This is a genomic window from Actinokineospora bangkokensis, assembly GCF_001940455.1.
Taxonomy (GTDB): Bacteria; Actinomycetota; Actinomycetes; order Mycobacteriales; family Pseudonocardiaceae; genus Actinokineospora; species Actinokineospora bangkokensis.
In genome coordinates this window covers 378,969-396,416 of record NZ_MKQR01000011.1, presented here as the reverse complement: position 1 = coordinate 396,416, position 17,448 = coordinate 378,969, and the positions used below count along the sequence as shown (strand labels likewise).

General features: G+C 75.0%; 9 protein-coding genes and 1 riboswitch. All 9 genes read right to left on the bottom strand.

The window, feature by feature from the left end:
* Positions 1-41: 41 nt before the first annotated feature.
* The 9 genes from BJP25_RS12660 to BJP25_RS12620 all read right to left on the bottom strand — a co-directional run bounded on the left by BJP25_RS12660 (position 42) and on the right by BJP25_RS12620 (position 17,256).
* Positions 42-803 carry an ABC transporter ATP-binding protein gene (locus BJP25_RS12660; RefSeq protein ID WP_075975058.1) on the bottom strand — a complete coding sequence of 254 codons (762 nt, stop codon included), beginning with the start codon at positions 801-803 and terminating at the stop codon, positions 42-44.
* On the bottom strand, positions 800-1,774 hold the full coding sequence (locus BJP25_RS12655; RefSeq protein WP_456318645.1) for a FecCD family ABC transporter permease: 975 nt from the start codon (positions 1,772-1,774) through the stop codon (positions 800-802). Before BJP25_RS12655 ends, BJP25_RS12660 begins: the two co-directional genes overlap by 4 nt.
* Before the next feature lie 113 nt (positions 1,775-1,887).
* The gene (locus BJP25_RS12650; protein ID WP_075975057.1) at positions 1,888-2,898 is read right to left on the bottom strand and encodes an ABC transporter substrate-binding protein; all 1,011 of its coding nucleotides are present in this window, start codon (positions 2,896-2,898) and stop codon (positions 1,888-1,890) included.
* Positions 2,899-2,953: 55 nt separating this feature from the next.
* Positions 2,954-3,063: riboswitch (cobalamin riboswitch) on the bottom strand.
* A 614-nt stretch (positions 3,064-3,677) separates the two neighbouring features.
* Entirely contained in the window at positions 3,678-5,246 is a 1,569-nt protein-coding gene (locus BJP25_RS12645; RefSeq protein ID WP_143219037.1) for an ArnT family glycosyltransferase, read from the bottom strand.
* Between the two features lie 5 nt (positions 5,247-5,251).
* Positions 5,252-7,033 carry a fatty acyl-AMP ligase gene (locus BJP25_RS12640; protein WP_075975056.1) on the bottom strand — a complete coding sequence of 594 codons (1,782 nt, stop codon included), beginning with the start codon at positions 7,031-7,033 and terminating at the stop codon, positions 5,252-5,254.
* A 154-nt stretch (positions 7,034-7,187) separates the two neighbouring features.
* Positions 7,188-8,186, bottom strand: a complete 999-nt coding sequence (locus BJP25_RS12635; protein ID WP_075975055.1) for an alpha/beta hydrolase — start codon at positions 8,184-8,186, stop codon at positions 7,188-7,190.
* A gap of 8 nt (positions 8,187-8,194) precedes the next feature.
* Positions 8,195-14,701 carry a type I polyketide synthase gene (locus BJP25_RS12630; protein ID WP_233158043.1) on the bottom strand — a complete coding sequence of 2,169 codons (6,507 nt, stop codon included), beginning with the start codon at positions 14,699-14,701 and terminating at the stop codon, positions 8,195-8,197.
* 530 nt (positions 14,702-15,231) lie between these two features.
* A complete protein-coding gene (locus BJP25_RS12625) occupies positions 15,232-16,689 on the bottom strand; it encodes a protein adenylyltransferase SelO (RefSeq protein ID WP_075975054.1) in 1,458 nt (485 codons plus the stop codon).
* A gap of 174 nt (positions 16,690-16,863) precedes the next feature.
* The gene (locus BJP25_RS12620) at positions 16,864-17,256 is read right to left on the bottom strand and encodes a hypothetical protein (protein ID WP_075975103.1); all 393 of its coding nucleotides are present in this window, start codon (positions 17,254-17,256) and stop codon (positions 16,864-16,866) included.
* Positions 17,257-17,448 lie beyond the last annotated feature (192 nt).

Genomic DNA, 17,448 nt, shown 5'->3' with positions numbered 1-17,448 from the left:
CGGCTGGGCGCTCGACACCTGGGCCTGCGCTGGAACAGGACTCACGCCGGGGGCAGGAAGCGCACGTGCGGGTGCCCGTCGACCGCCGCCACCACGGCCCGCACCCCGTAGACGTCCGCGATCAGCTCCTCGGTCAACACCTCCGGCGGCGGCCCCGCGGCCACCACGGCACCGCCGCGCAGGACGACCAGGTGGTCGCAGAACACCGCGGCCAGGTTGAGGTCGTGCAGGGCGAGCACCGCGGTCAGCGGGAGCGCGGCGACCAGGGCGAGCAGGTCGAGCTGGTGGGCGATGTCGAGGTGGTTGGTGGGTTCGTCGAGCAGCAGCTCGCGCGGCCGCTGGGCCAGGGCGCGGGCCAGCTGCACCCGCTGGCGCTCGCCGCCGGAGAGGGTGTGCCAGGACTGGTGCACCCGGTCGGCCAGGCCGGTCGCCTCGACTGCGGAGCGGACGGCGGCCTCGTCGTCGGCAGTGGGGGCGGCCCAGGCGCGCCGGTGCGGGATGCGGCCCAGGCGCACCACGTCCAGCACGGACAGGTCGACCTGGGTGTCGGCGTGCTGCTCGACGACGGCGACGCGGCGGGCCACCTCGCGGCGGGGCACGTCGGCCACGGGCGCCCCGTCGAGGGTGACCACGCCGGAGCTGGCGGGCAGGATGCCCGCGAGCACGCGCAGCAGGGTCGACTTGCCCGCGCCGTTGGGCCCGAGCAGGCCCGTGGTGGACCCGGGGGCGCAGACGAGGGTGACCCCGTCGAGCAGGAGGTGGCCGCCCGCGGTGCGGGAGACCCGGTCGGCGGCCAGGGTCATCGCCTGCTCCGGGTGCGGTAGAGGACCAGCACGAACGCGGGGACGCCGATCAGCGAGGTCAGCACGCCCACCGGCACCTCCTGGGGGTCGAGCACCGTGCGGGCCAGGGTGTCCACCCACACCAGGAACACCGCCCCCGCCAGCGCCGCGGCGGGCAGCAGCCGGGAGTGCCCGGAACCGACGAGGGCGCGCGCGGCGTGCGGGAGCACCAGGCCGACGAACCCGATGGCCCCCGACGAGCTGACCAGCACCGCGGTGAGCAGCGCCGTCACGCACAGCAGCACGACCCGGGTGCGGGCGACCCGCACGCCCAGCGCGGCGGCGGCGTCCTCCCCGAAGGCGAACGCGTCCAGGGTGCGCCCGTGGCCCAGGCACACCACCAGCGCCACGACCAGCGCGACCGCGCCGACGCCGACCTGCGACCACGAGGCGCCGGAGAGCGACCCGAGCAGCCAGAACAGCACGCCCCTGGTGGTCTCCGCGTCGGCGGCGGTGAGCACGATGAACGAGGTCAGCGCGGAGAACAGCTGCATCGCCGCCACCCCGCACAGCACCACCCGGTCGAGCTGGCCGCCGAGCAGGTGGCTGAGCGCGAGCACCAGCCCGAAGGCCACCACGGCCCCGGCGAAGGCCCCGGCGGGCAGCGAGACCGCCCCGCCGCCGATGCCCAGCACCACCACCAGCACCGCCCCGGTGGACGCGCCGCTGGAGACGCCGAGCACGAACGGGTCCGCCAGCGGGTTGCGCAGCAGCGATTGCAAGACGACCCCGCACACGGCCAGCCCCGCCCCGCACACCGCGGCGAGCAGCGTGCGGGGCAGGCGCAGGTGCCAGACGATGCCGTCGCGGATCGGGGACAGCACCGCCTCGCCGCGGCCCAGGTGCGCCAGGACGGTGCGCCAGACGTCCCCGACGCCGATGGTGGCCGGGCCGAGGGTGATCGCCACGGCGATCGAGGCGACCAGCAGCACCAGCCCGGCGAGGTGGACCAGCGCGCGCCGCGGCGCCGTCCGTGCCGTCCACGTCGTCCGCGCCGACTGTGCCGTCGGTGAAGTCTGTGCCGTCGGTGTCGTCGGAGCCGTCCTCACCCGAGCGGCCCGAAGCCCCGCAGAGCCCGCGCGACCTGCTCGACCCCGTCCGCGGTGCGGATGGTGGGGTTGAGCGCCTGCCCGCTGAGGCGCACGTACCGCTTCTGCCGCACCGCCCGCAGCTGCGCGGTGACGGGGTTGCCCTCCAGGAACGCGATCTTGGCGTCGCCGGTCTCGGCGGTCTGCGACCTGCGGGTCAGGTCGCCGAGCACGATGACGTCCGGGTCGCGCTCGGCGACGGTCTCCCAGGTGATCTGCGGCCACTCCGCCCGGGTGTCGTCGAAGGCGTTGCGCGCGCCCAGCGCCCGGGTGATCACGCCGGGGGAGCCGCAGCAGCCCGCGAGGTAGGGCGACTCGGAGTTGGCGAACCAGTAGAGGAGGTCGGTGCCCGAGGCGTCCAGGCCCGCGGTGGCGGCGGTGATCCGCTGCTGGAGGCCGCGCACCAACTCCTCGCCGCGCTCGCGCACGGCGAACAGCGCCGCGAGGTCGCGCACCTCCCGGTACACGTCGTCCATCGTCAGCGGGGTGGAGCGCACGCCGTCGCCGTCGCCGCTGTTGTCCTTGCCGCCGCAGTCGGTGGGGGACAGGTAGGTCGGCACGCCCAGCCGCTCGAACTGGTCGCGGCTCGCCACGCCGCCGGTGCCGAGGGTCGACTCGAACGAGGCCGCCACGAAGTCGGGTTCGGCGGCGAGCACGCGCTCGAACGAGGGGTTGTCGTCGGCCAGCCTGGGCACCCGGGCGTTGGCCTCGGCCAGCTCCGGCAGCACGGGGTCGGTCCAGGTGGCGGTGCCGACCATGCGGTCGGCGAGGCCCAGCGAGAGCAGGATCTCCGCGCTGCCCTGGTTCAGCGCGACCGCGCGGCGCGGTGGTTCGGCCACGGTGACGGTGCGGCCGCAATTGGCCAGGGACGTGCCCGAGCCGGACGGCGCGGGGGCGGCGCCGCTGCACGCGGCGAGGGAGAGCAGGAGGGCGGCGCCGAGCGCGGCCCCCGGACGTGCTGTGCGCACACGAGGTCCTTCACCTCAGGGGCTCGAAGCGCGGAGCCCGACTGCCGGGTGGTGTGCCCGCAGGCATTCGGACTCGGAACGCCCCGAGGGGCGGTCCACACCGCTGCGCGTCAGTCCCGGCTTCGCACCGGGTTCCCCTGTGGGCCCGGTGAAGCTAGCACAGGCCCTGGCTGGTTCCCGACACGCGCCCGGGAGGGCGGGGGGCGGGAACGCGCGAGGCGGGCCGCACCGGGGGTGCGGCCCGCCTCGCGGGGTGTCCTGCTCCAGGACGGGGGACCTGCGTCAGACCAGCTGGCCGAGCAGCAGGGCCAGGTTCGCGAGGAGGTGGCTCAGCATGGTGGTGTCCTTTCGTCGGAATCCACAGCGGTGTGGAAACGCTTTCTCGAATGCGGGAGAAGTCTTGCAGTCGACTGATCACCAGGACAAGTGCCCGGAGGTGTGAATGTTTCCAGCGGGACCGCGTACCACTTTGTCACCCCTGATCACGGTGCATTTGCGGGCGCCTGCGGGAATTGTTGGCACAACCAAAGTAGAACGCGTTTCACCTTTGGTATTGGGCTGAACGGGTGGCCGCATGGGGCTGTTCGGACGACAGTGGATCACCCTGGGTGGCCGAATGGCGGATGAGCTGGGGCGGAAAGGCTGTGGTGCACTTCACAGGTGTCCCGTGATTTTCCGGGTCTTTCGCGCACGCACCCGGGAACGGGCACGGCTTCGCCGCCGGAGTTGCCTGGTCGCAATTCCGGCGGCGAAGTCCCCTGGTATCGGCGTACCCGCCGTCAGGGTCGGTGCATGCGGTTCCACAGTTCCGGCCACGGGGCGACCGGGTCGTTGAGCACGTAGATCGGCACGCCCTGGTTCGCGGTCTTGGCGGTGGTCTGCGGCAGCGTCACCGCGCCCACCCGCTCGACCCGCCCGAAGAACTGGGTGAGCCACTTCTCGTCGCCGCCGACGTAGACGACCTGGCGGGTGCTGTCGGCGGGCCTGCCGGTGAACCAGTAGCCGCGCTCGGGCCCGTATGCCGCGGGCAGCCCGCGCTCGCGCCCGTAGTAGTCCAGGGCGCTGGCCTGCCAGTAGCTGTCGCCCATGACCACGGTGTCCGCCCGCGACGGCAGCCCCCGGTAGACCTCGGCGGTCTGGTCGGCCAGGTCCGGCCAGCCCAGGCTACCGCTGGCCTGGAAGTCCACCAGGTCCACCCCGGTGAACCCGTCCGCGGGCCGCACCGGCAGCGTCAGGTAGACCGCGATCGGCACCGACAGGGCGAACACCGGCCACGTCGGCACCCACCGCCACCACCGCGCGATCGCGCCCTGCTCGACCTTCACCGCCGAGGCGGCGAACACCAGCGGGTACATCCCGGCCACGTAGTAGTACCGGTTGGCCGCGACCAGGATGACCACCGTGACGACCACGACGGCGACGCCGAGGAACCGGTACGGCCGCAGGTCCGGCGCCCGCAGCAGCTGGTAGAGCCCGTGGCAGAGCAGGAAGGCGCCGATGGGCAGCCCCGCCATCACCACCGCCAGCGGGATCGTGCCCAGCGTGCCGCCCAGCAGCCGGTCGTTCTGCTCCTTGATGACCTGCTGCATGAGCAGGTACGGCCAGTCGTTGTCGACCTGCCAGACCAGCGTGGGGATGGTCACCGCCACCGTGATGACCCCGGCCACCCACAGCGCGGGCCGCCGCAGCAGCCCGCGCGGCCCGACGGCCAGGGCCCCCACGACGATCCCGATCCAGAAGAACGCGATGAGGAACTTGCCCTGCATCGCGATCGCGGTGACGACCCCGGCCCACACCAGCGCCCAGTCCGAGCGGGTGCGCGCCCAGCGCACCACCAGCCAGCCCACCACGACCCACAGGAACGGGTCCACGGTGGACGTGGCGAGCACGTGCCCGGAGGCCAGGATCTGCCACGACAGCGCGTACGCCGCTGCGGTGATCACCTGCGCCTTGCGCCCGCCGCCGAACTCGCGGGCGATGAGCCCGGCCACCACGACGCCCGCCGAGGTCATCAGCAGCGGGATGACCCGCAGCGCGAACCAGGAGCCGGGGAACAGCGCGTCCACCCTGGCCGCCAGCCACGGCAGCAGCCACGGGTTGTCGGCGTAGCCCCAGGCCCACTGGTACTTGCCGGTGGCGACGAAGTACAGCTCGTCGCCGAAGTAGCCGAACTGCCCCGCCACGGCGAGCAGCACGAGGCCGACGGCGACCGCGACGCCGCACACCGGCCCCGCGGCGAACGCGGGCACGGCCCGCGGCCCACCGGGCGCCTGCGCGGCGACCGCGGGGCGGTCGTCCTGGTAGGACCCGGGGTCGACCACCCCGGTGTCGCGGTCGCTGTCGGCCACGGCGGTCAGGCCCCCGACCCGAGGGTGCCCTCGGCGTAGCGGGCCCGGCACGCCGAGCGCTGGATCTTGCCGCTGGAGGTGCGCGGCACCTCGCCCGGCCCGAGGACGATCACCTCGTGCACGGCCAGCGCGTGCTCGCCGGACACCGCCGACTTCACCGCGGCGGCGACCTCGGCGATGTCGAGCTCCTCGGCCGAGACGTGCTTGGCCCGCTCGGCCACGACCACGGCCAGCTCACCGGTCTCGCCCGGCACCGAGAACGCGGCCACGGTGTGCCTGCGGATCGCCGGGTGCGCGTGCTCGACGGTGTGCTCGATGTCCTGCGGGTAGTGGTTGGTGCCGTCGACGATGATCAGGTCCTTGATCCGGCCCGCGATGAACAGGTCGCCGTCGAGCTGCACGCCGAGGTCGCCGGTGCGCAGCCAGCCCTTGCGGCCGAAGCCGGGGTCGACGGTGCTGCCGTCGGGGTTGACCAGCTGGGCCTCGAAGACCTCGTAGGAGTCCTCCTTGCCCCAGTAGCCCTGGCCGACGTTCGGCCCGCTGGCCCAGATCTCGCCCACCCGGCCGTCGGGCAGCGCCGCGCCCGTGGTCGGGTCCGCGATGCGCACGTGCTGCCCGCCCGCGCCGCGGCCCGCCGAGACCAGCACGGTGCCGTCCTCGACCAGCACCGCCTCGCCCTCGGCCAGCCGGGCGCGGTCCACGGTGACCTCGCGCGGGGCGACGCCCAGCGGCGACACCGACACCATCACCACCGCCTCGGCCAGGCCGTAGGTGTGCCGGTGCGCGCTGCGGTCGAGGCCGTTGGGGGCGAACTTGGCGTAGAAGGTGTCCAGCGTCTTCGACAGCACCGGCTCCGACCCGTCGCCCAGCGACACCACGTGGTCCAGGCGCAGCGCGGCGCGCTCCTCCTCGCTGGTGCGCGAGGCCACGTAGCCGTAGGCGAAGTTCGGCGCCGCCGACACCGCCGGTCCCGGGGTGGAGGAGATGGCCTCCAGCCAGCGCTGCGGGCGCACCACGAACGCGATCGGGTCCAGCAGCAGCGCCGGGAAGCCGCCCAGCACCGGGGTGGCCAGGCCGACCACCAGGCCCATGTCGTGGAACAGCGGCAGCCAGCACACCGAGGTGGTGCTGCCCTGCTCGCAGCCGTAGGCCTCGTAGCCCTGCGCGGCGTTGGCCACCACGTTGCCGTGGGTGATCACCACGCCCGCCGGGGTGCGGGTGGACCCGGAGGTGTACTGCAGGTAGGCCACGTCGTCGGGGGCCAGCTCGACCGGGTCGGGGCCGTCCTCGGCGGGCGGCACCACGTCGACGGCGATGAGCAGCGGCCCGGCCAGGTCGCGCTCGTCGAGGAACGCCTCCACCGCGTCGGCGTGCGCCCGGGTGGTCAGCACCAGCTCCGGGTCGCAGTCGGCGAGCACGGCGGCCAGCCGGTCGGCGTGGCCGGGCAGCGGGTTGGGCTCGAACAGCGGCACCGCGACCAGCCCGGCGCGCAGCGCGCCGAGGAAGGCCACCACGTAGTCGGTGCCCTGCTCCACCAGCACCGCCGCCCGGTCACCCCGGTCGGCCCGCTTCTGGCACCACGCCGCCACCGCGTCCACCCGCGCGTCGAGCTCGCGCCAGGTCAGCGCGGTCAGCTCGCCGTCGGGGTTGACCCGGTAGTCGAGGTAGGCGACCGCGCGCTCGTCGCCCTGGGTGCGCGCCCACCTGGCCAGCGCGGCGGGCAGGGAGGTGTCCCCACCCGCCACGGAGTCCGGAACCCGGCTCAACTGCCCGTGGGTCGATGTCATGGCGTGCCTTCTTCCTGCTGTGCTGTCGGTTGTGCTGTCCGGTCGTCGGCCCGCGGCCCACCCGACGCGGGCTGGCGCGCGTGTCGGGTGAGCCGCGGTGCCGGGTCGGGACGGTGCCGTGGGACGAGGGGGTGGGTGGCGGCGGAGGGGTGGCTCAGAGCCCCATGCCGCTGGCCAGCATGGGCCAGGACTTCTTGAGCTCCTGCTGCCAGTACGGCCAGGAGTGCGTGCCGGGGGCGTAGAAGTCGGTGGTGACCGGGATGCCCGCCTTGTTCAGCTTGTCCACGAAGGACTTGGAGTTGTTCAGCGACTGGCTCTCCAGCAGCCCGCCGACGATGCCGGAGCCGTCCGGGTCCAGCGGGCCGAGGTCGCCGTTGCCGGAGGAGATGAACAGCTTGATCCCGCGCAGCTTCTCCACCTTGGCGGCCGGGTTGTGGTCGGTCCAGCGGGCCCGCTGGCTCCACGGGTCGCCCCAGAGCACGCCCCAGATGGGGAAGCCCTGCAGGACCATGTTCGCCTGGGTGACCTCGGGCAGGCCGGGGGCCTGCACGTCCGGGGCGCCGCTGTAGGCCGCGATCGCGCCGAACTCGGTGGGGTAGCGGGTGCCGTACTCCAGCGCGCCGTAGGCGCCCATGGACAGCCCCGCCATCGACTTGCGGCCGGTGGCGCCGTAGCCGCGCTCGAGGATCTGCTTGACCTCCTCCATGTGGAACTTGCGCCAGTTGGGCTTGGTCGACAGGCCGTAGTTCCACCAGTCGCTGTACATGCCGATCTTGCCTGCGCTGGGCATGACGACGATGGCCGGCTTGTCGGCCATGAACTGCTCGACGTCGGTGAACTTGGTCCAGGCGAGGTAGTCCGCGGAGTCGCAGCAGCCGTGCAGCAGCCACAGCACGGGCCAGGACCTGCCGTCACCCTGCACCCACCCGTTGGGGGTGATGACCCGCACCTTGGCCTGCTCGCCGAGCGCGGGGGACTGGATGGTCAGGTCGATCATCCTGCTGTCGACCTGGACCTGGGAGACGACCTTGGCCCCGTCGTCGGCCACCGGTGGGGTGGGTGCGGCCTGGGCGGAGTTGGTGGAGACCACCGCGGTGGCGGTGAGCGCCGCCGCCAAGGCGGTCAGGGACAGGGCTTTGCGGGCGCGCCGCATCGGGTTCCTCATTTCGTCGGGCCGGTCGTGCCCGTCCCGCGCAGCATCGCCGCGATCCGATCGGCGACGACCTCCACGTGCGGCGGGTCGATGATGGTGATGTGGTCCCCGCTGACCTTGACGACCTCCAGGTCAGCGCAGAACTCGTCCCAGCCCAGCGCGTCGTCGGTGCGCAGGTACCGGGGGTCGAGGGTGGTGGTGAGCGGGTGCGGGTCCTTGGCGCGGAACAGCACCACGCGGTCGGGGTAGGGGCGGGGGGTGTAGCGCTCGGCGATGCGCGCGTCCAGGTAGGACGTGCGCTGGTGCTCCAGCACCGCGTCGCCCATCGCCGAGACCCGGTCGCGCAGCCTGCTCATCACCAGTGCCTGCTGGGCGTCCTCGTCCAGGTGCGACCACTCGGACTCCGGCAGCCCCAGGTCCACCTGGTAGGTCTGCTCGATGTGCTCGATGAACAGCGTGAGCCTGGTCCGCAGGAACTCCTCGTCGGGCGCCTCGGTCTTGCGCAGCGGGATGATGGTGTCGACCAGGAACAGCACCTCCACCCGCTCGCCCGCGGCGGTCAGCTGGCGCGCGGCCTCGAAGGCCTGCAACCCCCCGAAGGACCACCCGCCGAGGCGGTACGGGCCGTGCGGCTGGCGCTGCCTGATCAGCTCGACGTAGTGCGCGACCTTCTCCTCGACGGTGAGGTGGTCGTCGGTGCGCTCCATGCCGTAGCAGGCGACCTCGGCGTCGATCAGGCGCACCATGGGCCGGTACACCGCGGTCGGGCTGCCCGCGGCGTGGAACAGGAACAGCGGCGGCGCGCCCTCGGTGCCGCCGAGGAACAGCACCGGGCCGCCGCCCGCGCCCTCCAGCTCGGCGCGCACCACGTCGGCCATGCCCGCGATCGTCGGCACGGCGAACAGCTCCTCGGCCGCCACCGCCCGGCCCAGCTCCTCGGACACGGCCGCGAGCACCGCGGCCGCCGCGGCGGCGTCCCCGCCCGCGGCCTCGAACGGCACGTCCACCGGGACCTGCTTGGCGCCGAGCACCCGCTTCCACACCAGCGCGACCCACCGCTCGGCCAGGTCGCGGGTGCCGGGCCCGGTGGCGACCTCGGCGCCGGTGGCGGGGGCGGCGCCCAGCTCCCCGGCGAGGTGGTCGGCCAGCTCGGCCAGGCTCGCCCCGCGCAGCAGCAGCGGCAGCGGCAGGGTGAGCCCGAAGTCGCGCTCGATGGCGCCGCGGGCGCGCATGGCCAGCAGCGAGTCCAGGCCCAGCGAGGTCAGCGGGGCGTCGTGCGGGAGCAGGTCCGGGTCCATGCCCATCATCTCCGCGACCACCGCCACCACGTGCTCGCGCACCACCGCGCGGGCCCGCGCCGGGTCGTCGGCGGCCAGCGTGCGAAGGTCGTCGGCCCCCGCCCAGGGCGCCTCCGCCGAGCCGGGGCGCTGCGCGGCCACCAGCGCGAAGAACGGCCGCTCGGCCAGCCGCGGGAACAGCTCCAGCACCGCGGCGGCGTCCATCCTGGTCACCCCGGTGGCGCCGCGGCCCGCGGCCAGCACCGCCTCCAGCGCGGCCATGGCCTCGTCGGTCGGCATCGGCTCCAGCACCGGGTTGCGCGTCCCGGACGCGCCGCCGGTCTCGGCCCACGCGCCCCACTGCACGGTGGCGGCGGGCAGGCCCTGCCCGCGCCGCCAGGCGGTGAACGCGTCCAGCCAGGCGTTCGCGGTGGCGTAGGCGGCCTGGCCGGGCGAGCCCAGCAGGCCCGCGGCCGAGGAGTAGGCCAGCCACCAGTCGAGCTCGTGGCCCGCGCACGCCTCGTGCAGCCGCAGCGCGCCCTCGGCCTTGGCCCGCCACGCCGCGGCCACGTCCTCGGCGGCCAGCGACAGCACGGCGCCGTCGGCGAGCACACCGGCGGCGTGCAGGACCCCGCGCAGCACCTCCCCGCCCTCGACGCCGCGGCGCACGACCTCAGCGGCGACCCCCGGGTCGGCGACGTCGCCGCTGACGACCTCGACGTCGACCCCGGTGCCGCGCAGGGCGGTGATCACCGCCAGCGCCTCGGGGTTGGGCGCGCGGCGGCCGGTGAGCACGAGCCGGGTGGCGCCGCGCTCGGCCAGCCAGCGGGCGGCCACCAGGCCGAGCCCGCCGAGACCACCGGTGATCAGGTAGGCGCCCTCGCGCACCACCGGCGCCGCGGTGGCCGAGGGGGTCAGGTCGGCCCTGGCCAGCGCCCGGGTGTGCCTGCGCCCGGAGCGCCAGGCGACCTCGTCGGCGTCGTCGTCGGCCACCAGCTCGCGCACCAGGTCGTCGACCTCGGCGTCGTGGTCGACCCAGGTCGCCCGCAGCTCGGGGTGCTCGAAGGCGAGCACCCGGGCGATGCCGCGCAGCGCCGCCGGTCCGGGCTGCCCGGCCTCGTCGGGCCCGACCGAGGCGGCCCGGTCGGTGGCCAGCCACAGGCGGGGGGAGCGCCCGGCCGCGGCGGCGGCGCGCACGGTGTCGGCCACGGCGATGACGAGCGCCTGGGCCTCGGCGGGGGTGTCGGCGGCACCGGCGAGCAGCACGACGCCGTCCACCCCGTCGACCCCACCGCGCTCGGCCAGTGCCGCGGCGAAGCTCTCGTGCGGCGGCAGGGGCAGCACTCCGCCCTCCTCGCCGTGCGCGGCAAGCCCGTCGGCGACGTGCTGCGCGGTGGTCACGGCGTCCGCGGTGTGCAGCACGAGCCAGCGGCGACCGGGCCGCGCCTCGGCCGCGGGCAGGTCGGTGGGCACCCAGCGCGCCTCGTAGGCCAAGCGCTCGGGCGGGAAGGGGACCTCGGCGCGGGAGAACGGGGCGAACTCCACCCCGTGCACCTCCGCGAGCACACCGCCGTCCGCGTCGAGCGCGCTGACCCGGCCGTCCGCGGCGACCACCGACGCGGCCCGGCGCAGGTCGCCGCAGGGGCGGACGCGGGCGATGCGCACCGCGCGGGTGGCCTTGTCCCCCAGGCCCGCGGCGGTGGCGAGCACGTGCAGCATCGCCTCGCCGAGCACCGGGTGCAGGGCGAAGCCGGACTTGGGCACGCCGTCGAGCGGGTCGACCTCGGCCCGGGCGGTGTCGGCGCCCGCCCGCACGTCGCGCAGCACGCGGAACGCCTGCCCGTGCGCCTGCCCCAGCGACTCCAGCGCCGCGTACAGGTCCAGCGCCTCGCCCCCCGCCTCCGGCAGCGGCGAGGGCGCCTCGTCACCCGCGGGCGAAGCCGTGGCCTCGGCGTAGAGCGTCCACTCGGCACCGCGGCGGGCGTGCACGCTCAGCCGCGCCCCGCCCCAGCGTTCCGGGGTGGCGCTGACCGAGACCTCGGTGCCGTCGGTGATCGGCAGCAACCGGTGCAGCACCACGTCGCGCAGTTCCGGCGCCGACCGCGGGTCCTGCCCGCGCGCGGCGGCCAGCATCAGGTCCACGAACGCGGCCGCGGGCAGCACCGGCACGCCGTGCGCGGTGTGGTCGGCCAGCCACGGCTGCGCGGCCGCGCCCACCGCGCCGCGCCACAGGCCCTGCTCGCCGCCCGGGACGGCGACCCGCTCGCCCAGCAGCGGGTGGCCCGCGCGGGACGCGCCCGCGGGGCTGGTGCGCACCCAGTGCCTGCGGTGCTGCCAGGTGTGCGGGGGCAGGTCGGTGACGACGCGGTCGGGGTAGCGGCGGCGCAGCGCGGTCGGGTGCCCGAGCACGTGCACGGCGGCCAGCGCGGCGGCGAACCCGTCCGAGCGGCCGTCGCGGTCGCGGCGCAGCGACGCCACCACGGTGGTGTCGCCCAGCCCGAGCGCGGTCGCGGTCTGCTCCACCGCGACCCCGGCGACCGGGTGCGGGGAGACCTCGACGAAGGTGCGGTGCCCGTCGCGCAGCGCGGCGGCGAGCGCCTGGGTGAACCGCACCGGCCTGCGCAGGTTCGCCACCCAGTACTCGGTGTCGAAGGCGGGGACGGCGCGCGGGTCGTCGAGCACGCTGGAGTACCAGGCGGTGGTGGGCTCGCCGGGGCTCAGCTCGCCCAGCGCGGCGCGGAACCGGTCGAGCACCGGGTCCACCGCCGCGGAGTGGCCCGCGCCGGTCACCGCCAGCGCGCGCGCCAGCCCGCCGCGGCCCTCCACGTGCGCCACCAGGGCGGCCACCTGGTCCGCGGGACCGCTGACGGTGCACTGGGTGGGCGAGGCGTACACCGCGACCTCGACGCCGGGGAAGCGCTCTCCCAGGTCGTCGACCTCACCGGCGGTCAGCTCGACCACCGCCATCGCGCCGGTGCCCTGGGCGTTGACCTCGTCGAGCAGCGCCGAGCGGCGGGCCATCACCCGCAGCCCGTCGGCCACCCCGAGCGCGCCGACCGCCACCGCGGCGGCGACCTCGCCCATCGAGTGCCCGACGACCGCGGCGGGCCGCACGCCGTGCGCGCGCCACAGCTCGGCCAGCGCCACCTGGGCGCCGAAGAGGGCCAGCTGCTGGTGCACCAGCACGGCCGGGTCGGCGGTGCCGTCGAGCAGGTGGGTCAGCGAGACCCCCGCGACCTCGGTGAAGGTCGGGTCCACCGCGGCGACGACCTCGGCGAACACCGGCTCCTCGGTCAGCAGCCTGGCGCCCATCGCGGGCCACTGCGACCCGTGCCCGGAGAAAACGAACACCGGGTCGGCCGGGGTGGCGGTGGCGGTGCCGACGTGCACGGACCGGTCGGTGTGCCCGGCGGCCAGCGCGGCCAGCCGCTCGCGCAGCTCGGCGTGGTCGCGGGCGGGGACCGCCGCGCGCGCGGTGTCCTGCTCGTCGCCGTGCACCAGCGCCGCGGCGAGGTCGGTGAGGTCGTGCCGCTCGTCGAGCCACCCGGCCAGCGCCGCGGCCCTGGCCCGCAGCCGCGCGGGGGAGCGGGCCGACAGCGCCACGACCTCGGGCCTGCCGCCGGGCTGCCAGGACCCGGCGTAGCGGGTGTGCGGCGACTCCTCCAGCACCACGTGGGCGTTGGTGCCGCCGAAGCCGAACGCCGAGACCCCCGCCCGCGCGACACCGCCGTAGCGGGGCCAGTCGGTGCTGCCGGTGACCACCGACAGCGGGCCCGCGGCGAAGTCGATGTGCGGGTTGGGGGTGTGGAAGTGCAGGCTGCGCGGGATGCGCGAGTGCCGCATCGCCAGCACCACCTTGATCAGCCCGGCGATGCCCGCCGCGCCCTCCAGGTGGCCGAGGTTGCTCTTGACCGACCCGAGCAGCAGCGGCCGCTTGGGCCTGCGCTTGTCCCCGAGCACGGCGCTGAGCGCGCCCGCCTCGATGGGGTCGCCCAGCAGCGTGCCGGTGCCGTGCGCCTCGACGTAGTCCACCGTGCGGGGGGCCACCCCGGCGTCGGCGTAGGCGCGGGCGAGCAGCTGCTCCTGGGCCAGCGGGTTCGGGGCCATGATGCCGTTGGAGCGGCCGTCGGAGTTGACCGCGCTGCCGCGCAGCACCGCCAGCACCCGGTCGCCGTCGGCCTGGGCGTCGGCCAGCCGCTTGAGCACGACCACGCCGCAGCCCTCGCCGCGCACGATGCCGTCGGCGGCGGCGTCGAACGGCTTGCACCGGCCGTCGGCGGCCAGCGCGCCCGCGAGGTGGAAGTTGGCGGTGATGCCCGGAGAGAGCAGCAGGTTGACCCCACCGGCCAGCGCCGTGGACGCCTCGCCCGCGCGCAGCGCCCGCATCGCCAGGTGCACCGCGACCAGCGAGGACGAGCAGGCGGTGTCGACGGTCATGCTCGGCCCGTGCACGCCCAGGGCGTAGGAGAGCCGGTTGGCCGCCAGCGACGCCGCGGCGCCGGTGCTCGACCAGGCGTCGATCCGGTCGAGGTCGGTCATGGTGAGCTGGGCGTACTCGGTGGCCGACAGGCCGACGAACACCCCGGCCTCGGTGTCGCGCAGGTCCCTGGCGGGGATGCCCGCGTGCTCCAGGGCCTCCCAGGCCACCTCCAGCAGCAGCCGCTGCTGCGGGTCCATGACCTCGGCCTCGCGCGGGCTGATGCCGAAGTGCTCGGCGTCGAAGGCGGCCACGTCGTCGAGGAACCCGCCCGCGGTGGGCAGGGCGTGCTGGTCGGCGTCCTCGGCGAACTGCGCCCAGCGGCCCTCGGGCACCTGGCCGATGGCGGTCGCGCCGCCGGTCAGCAGCTCCCAGTAGGCCTCGGCGTCGGGCGCGCCGGGGAAGCGGCAGGCCAGGCCGACCACGGCGATCGGGGCGCCCGGGTCGATCGGGGCGCCCGGGCCGGCGGCGGTGCCGGGGGCGCGGCGGCGGGCGCCGGAGGCCAGCGTGCGCGCCAGGTCGGCGATGGTGGGGGCGGTCCAGACCAGGGTGCTCGGCTGCTCGGCGCCGACCACCTCGCTGATCTTCGCGGCGAGCATGGTCGCGGACCGGGAGGACACCCCGAAGTCGCGCAGCGGCCGGTCGAACTCGGCGGCCTCGACCGGGCGCGCGAGCAGGTCGGCCAACCAGGCGCCCAGCCAGCCGCGCCACTGCTCCTCGGTGCGCGGGGCCCCGGCCGCGTCGGCCATGTCGTCGGCCATCAGGCGGTCCGCTCGCCGCTGCGGGCGCCGCGGTGCGCCTCGGGGAGCGGGGTCCTGCCGGACGTGGTCGCCATCGTTGTTCGCCGTTCCCTCTCGGTCCCTGCCCGGTGGGGCCCACCGGGGCCGCCGACCGGTCGCCCGACTCCGAATCGTGATTCGCCTGAATCGGCTTCCCGGCCGCCGCTCGCGCCATTACCACCGCGCGGGCTCGGTCAGGATGGTTCAGCGCCGACAGAACTGTCAATGGCGAGGCGATGCCCCGGTGAAATGCGTGGTCGGCCTCGCGCGCGCTTGTCACCGGGGTGCGGTGTGCACCCGGGTTTTTCATCACCGGGCCAGCACTTGCCCTGGTAGCCCGGTGTTGCCTGGGCCGGATGTGCTGACGGTGTCACAGTCGAGGGGGTCGTGGTTTCGCGCGCAGGATCAAGCGGCCACTTTTGTGCACTGCCAATAATGGCGTTATTCAACTGTTCGCAGATCCGGCGCGAGGTTGATCGGAAGAACCTTCACGTTTGTTTTGTGACGCCGTTTCAGGTGCCGCAGAACGTGCGGTACCCGGTGCCGAATCCCTCCGGCGCCGCCTCGGCGAACCGGTCCAGACCAGGCCGCTCGGTGAACGGGTCGGCGCACGCGGCCACCAGCTCGCCCACCGGGCGCAGGTCGCCGTCCACGGCGGCGGCGAGCGCGGCCTCGACGAGGTGGTTGCGCGGGACGTACACCGGGTTCACCCGGTCCATCGCGGCCGCGTCCGGGTCCAGCGCCAGCCACCGGTCCAACCACGCGTCCGCCGCCGCGAGGTCGAGCACCAGTGAACGGGCGGGCTCGCGGTCACCGCGCGCGGCGGCCGAGAGCGACCGGTGGAAGGAGGTGTGGTCGACGTGGTTGTCCTGCTTGAGCGCCACCAGGTCGTCGACGAGCCCGCGGTGCTCCTCGGCGGCGGGCAGCCCCAGCTTGGCGCACATGCCCGCGGCCCACGCCGCGTCGTACCGCGGGGCGAACCCCTCCAGTTCGGCGACCGCCGCCGCGATCGCGGTGTCCTGGTCGTCGTCGAACAGCGGCAGCATGGCCTCGGCCAGGCGGGCCAGGTTCCACTGCGCCACCGCGGGCTGGTTGCCGTAGGCGTAGCGCCCGCCGTGGTCGATCGAGCTGTACACCGTGGCCGGGTCGTAGGCCTCCAGGAACGCGCACGGGCCGTAGTCGATCGTCTCACCCGAGATGGTCATGTTGTCGGTGTTCATGACCCCGTGGATGAACCCCAGCAGCATCCACCGCGCCACCAGCCGGGCCTGCGCGGACACGACCTCCCGGTACAGCCCCAGGTAGCGGTCGTCCTGATCGGACAGGTGCGGGTGGTGCCTGGCGATGGCGTGGTCGGCCAACCGCCGCAGCAGGTCGAGGTCGTCGGTGGCGCGCGCGAACTGGAAGCTGCCCACCCGCAGGTGGCTGCGCGCGACCCGGACGAGCACCGCGCCCGGCAGCGCGGTCTCCCGCACGACCTCGCGCCCGGTGGCCACGACCGCCAGCGACCGGGTGGTGGGCACGCCGAGCGCGTGCATCGCCTCGCTGACCACGTGCTCGCGCAGCATCGGCCCCACCGCGGCGAAGCCGTCGCCGCCGCGGGAGAAGGGGGTGCGCCCGGAGCCCTTGAGGTGCAGGTCGCGCAGGTCGCCGTCGCGGTGGCGCAGCTCCCCGAGCAGCAGCGCCCGACCGTCGCCGAGCCTGGGGGAGTAGTTGCCGAACTGGTGCCCGGCGTAGGCCTGGGCCACCGGCTTCGCGCCGTCGGGGACGTCGAGGCCCAGCAGGAACCGGACGCCCCCGGGGGTGCGCAGCCAGGTGGGGTCGAGGCCGAGGTCACCGGCCAGGGCGTCGTCGAGCACCAGCAGCCGCGGGTCCGGTGCGTCCGCTGCCTGCCAGGGCAGGGCCAACTCCGGGAGGTCGCGGGCGAACTGGTCACCCGGTGTCACGACGGCGGTGGGTGCGGTGCTCACCGGACCAACAGTACGCACCGCGCCTCGACCCGGCCGGGGGCCGCCTGGAGCAGGTTCCCCAGCAGGGCCCTGCCTGCTCGTGCGTCGTCGCACCGGGCGCCGTGCTCGCGGCAGGCCGTCGTGGTGCCGGGGCGGCGCCGGGTGGGGACGAGGGTGCGGGTCGCCGAACGCGACCTAGAAGGCGTCGGCCTTGGTGAGTTCGCGCTCGAAGGCGTCGGCGCTGGCCACGAGGAGGAGCAGGGGGCGCTCGAACTCCTCGCGCACGCTCAGGTCCGCCACCGGCACGGTGTGCTTGAGCAGGGCCACGCCGTCCGCGATCGCCGCGCCGCCGACCAGGGTGGTGCCCGCCAGCTCCAGCAGCCGGGCGTGGTCGACCGCGTCCGCGCGGCCCACCGCGGAGGAGATCTCCAGCCACTCGCGGCCGTCGGCCTCGGCCACGTGGTGCACGGCGACCTGCTGGGTGCGCCCGTCCTCGGCGTCCAGGCGGAAGCGCAGCCAGCTGTCCGTCTCCTGCAGCACCTCGTACCGCGTGCGGACATAGGCGATCACGTCAGTCCAACTGCTCACCTGCACACCCTCCCACGTCAACCGCCGCACATCGTAGTACGGCGCGCACCCGCGCCGGGTCGCCGCGGTCGATCTTGCCCGCGACCGGGGTCTGCGCAGCTCAGGCGGCGGTGAGGGCGGGTGCGGTGTCGCGGAGGGTGCGCAGGGCGTTGTGGACGCGGCTTTTGACGGTGCCGACGGGGATCTGCAGGG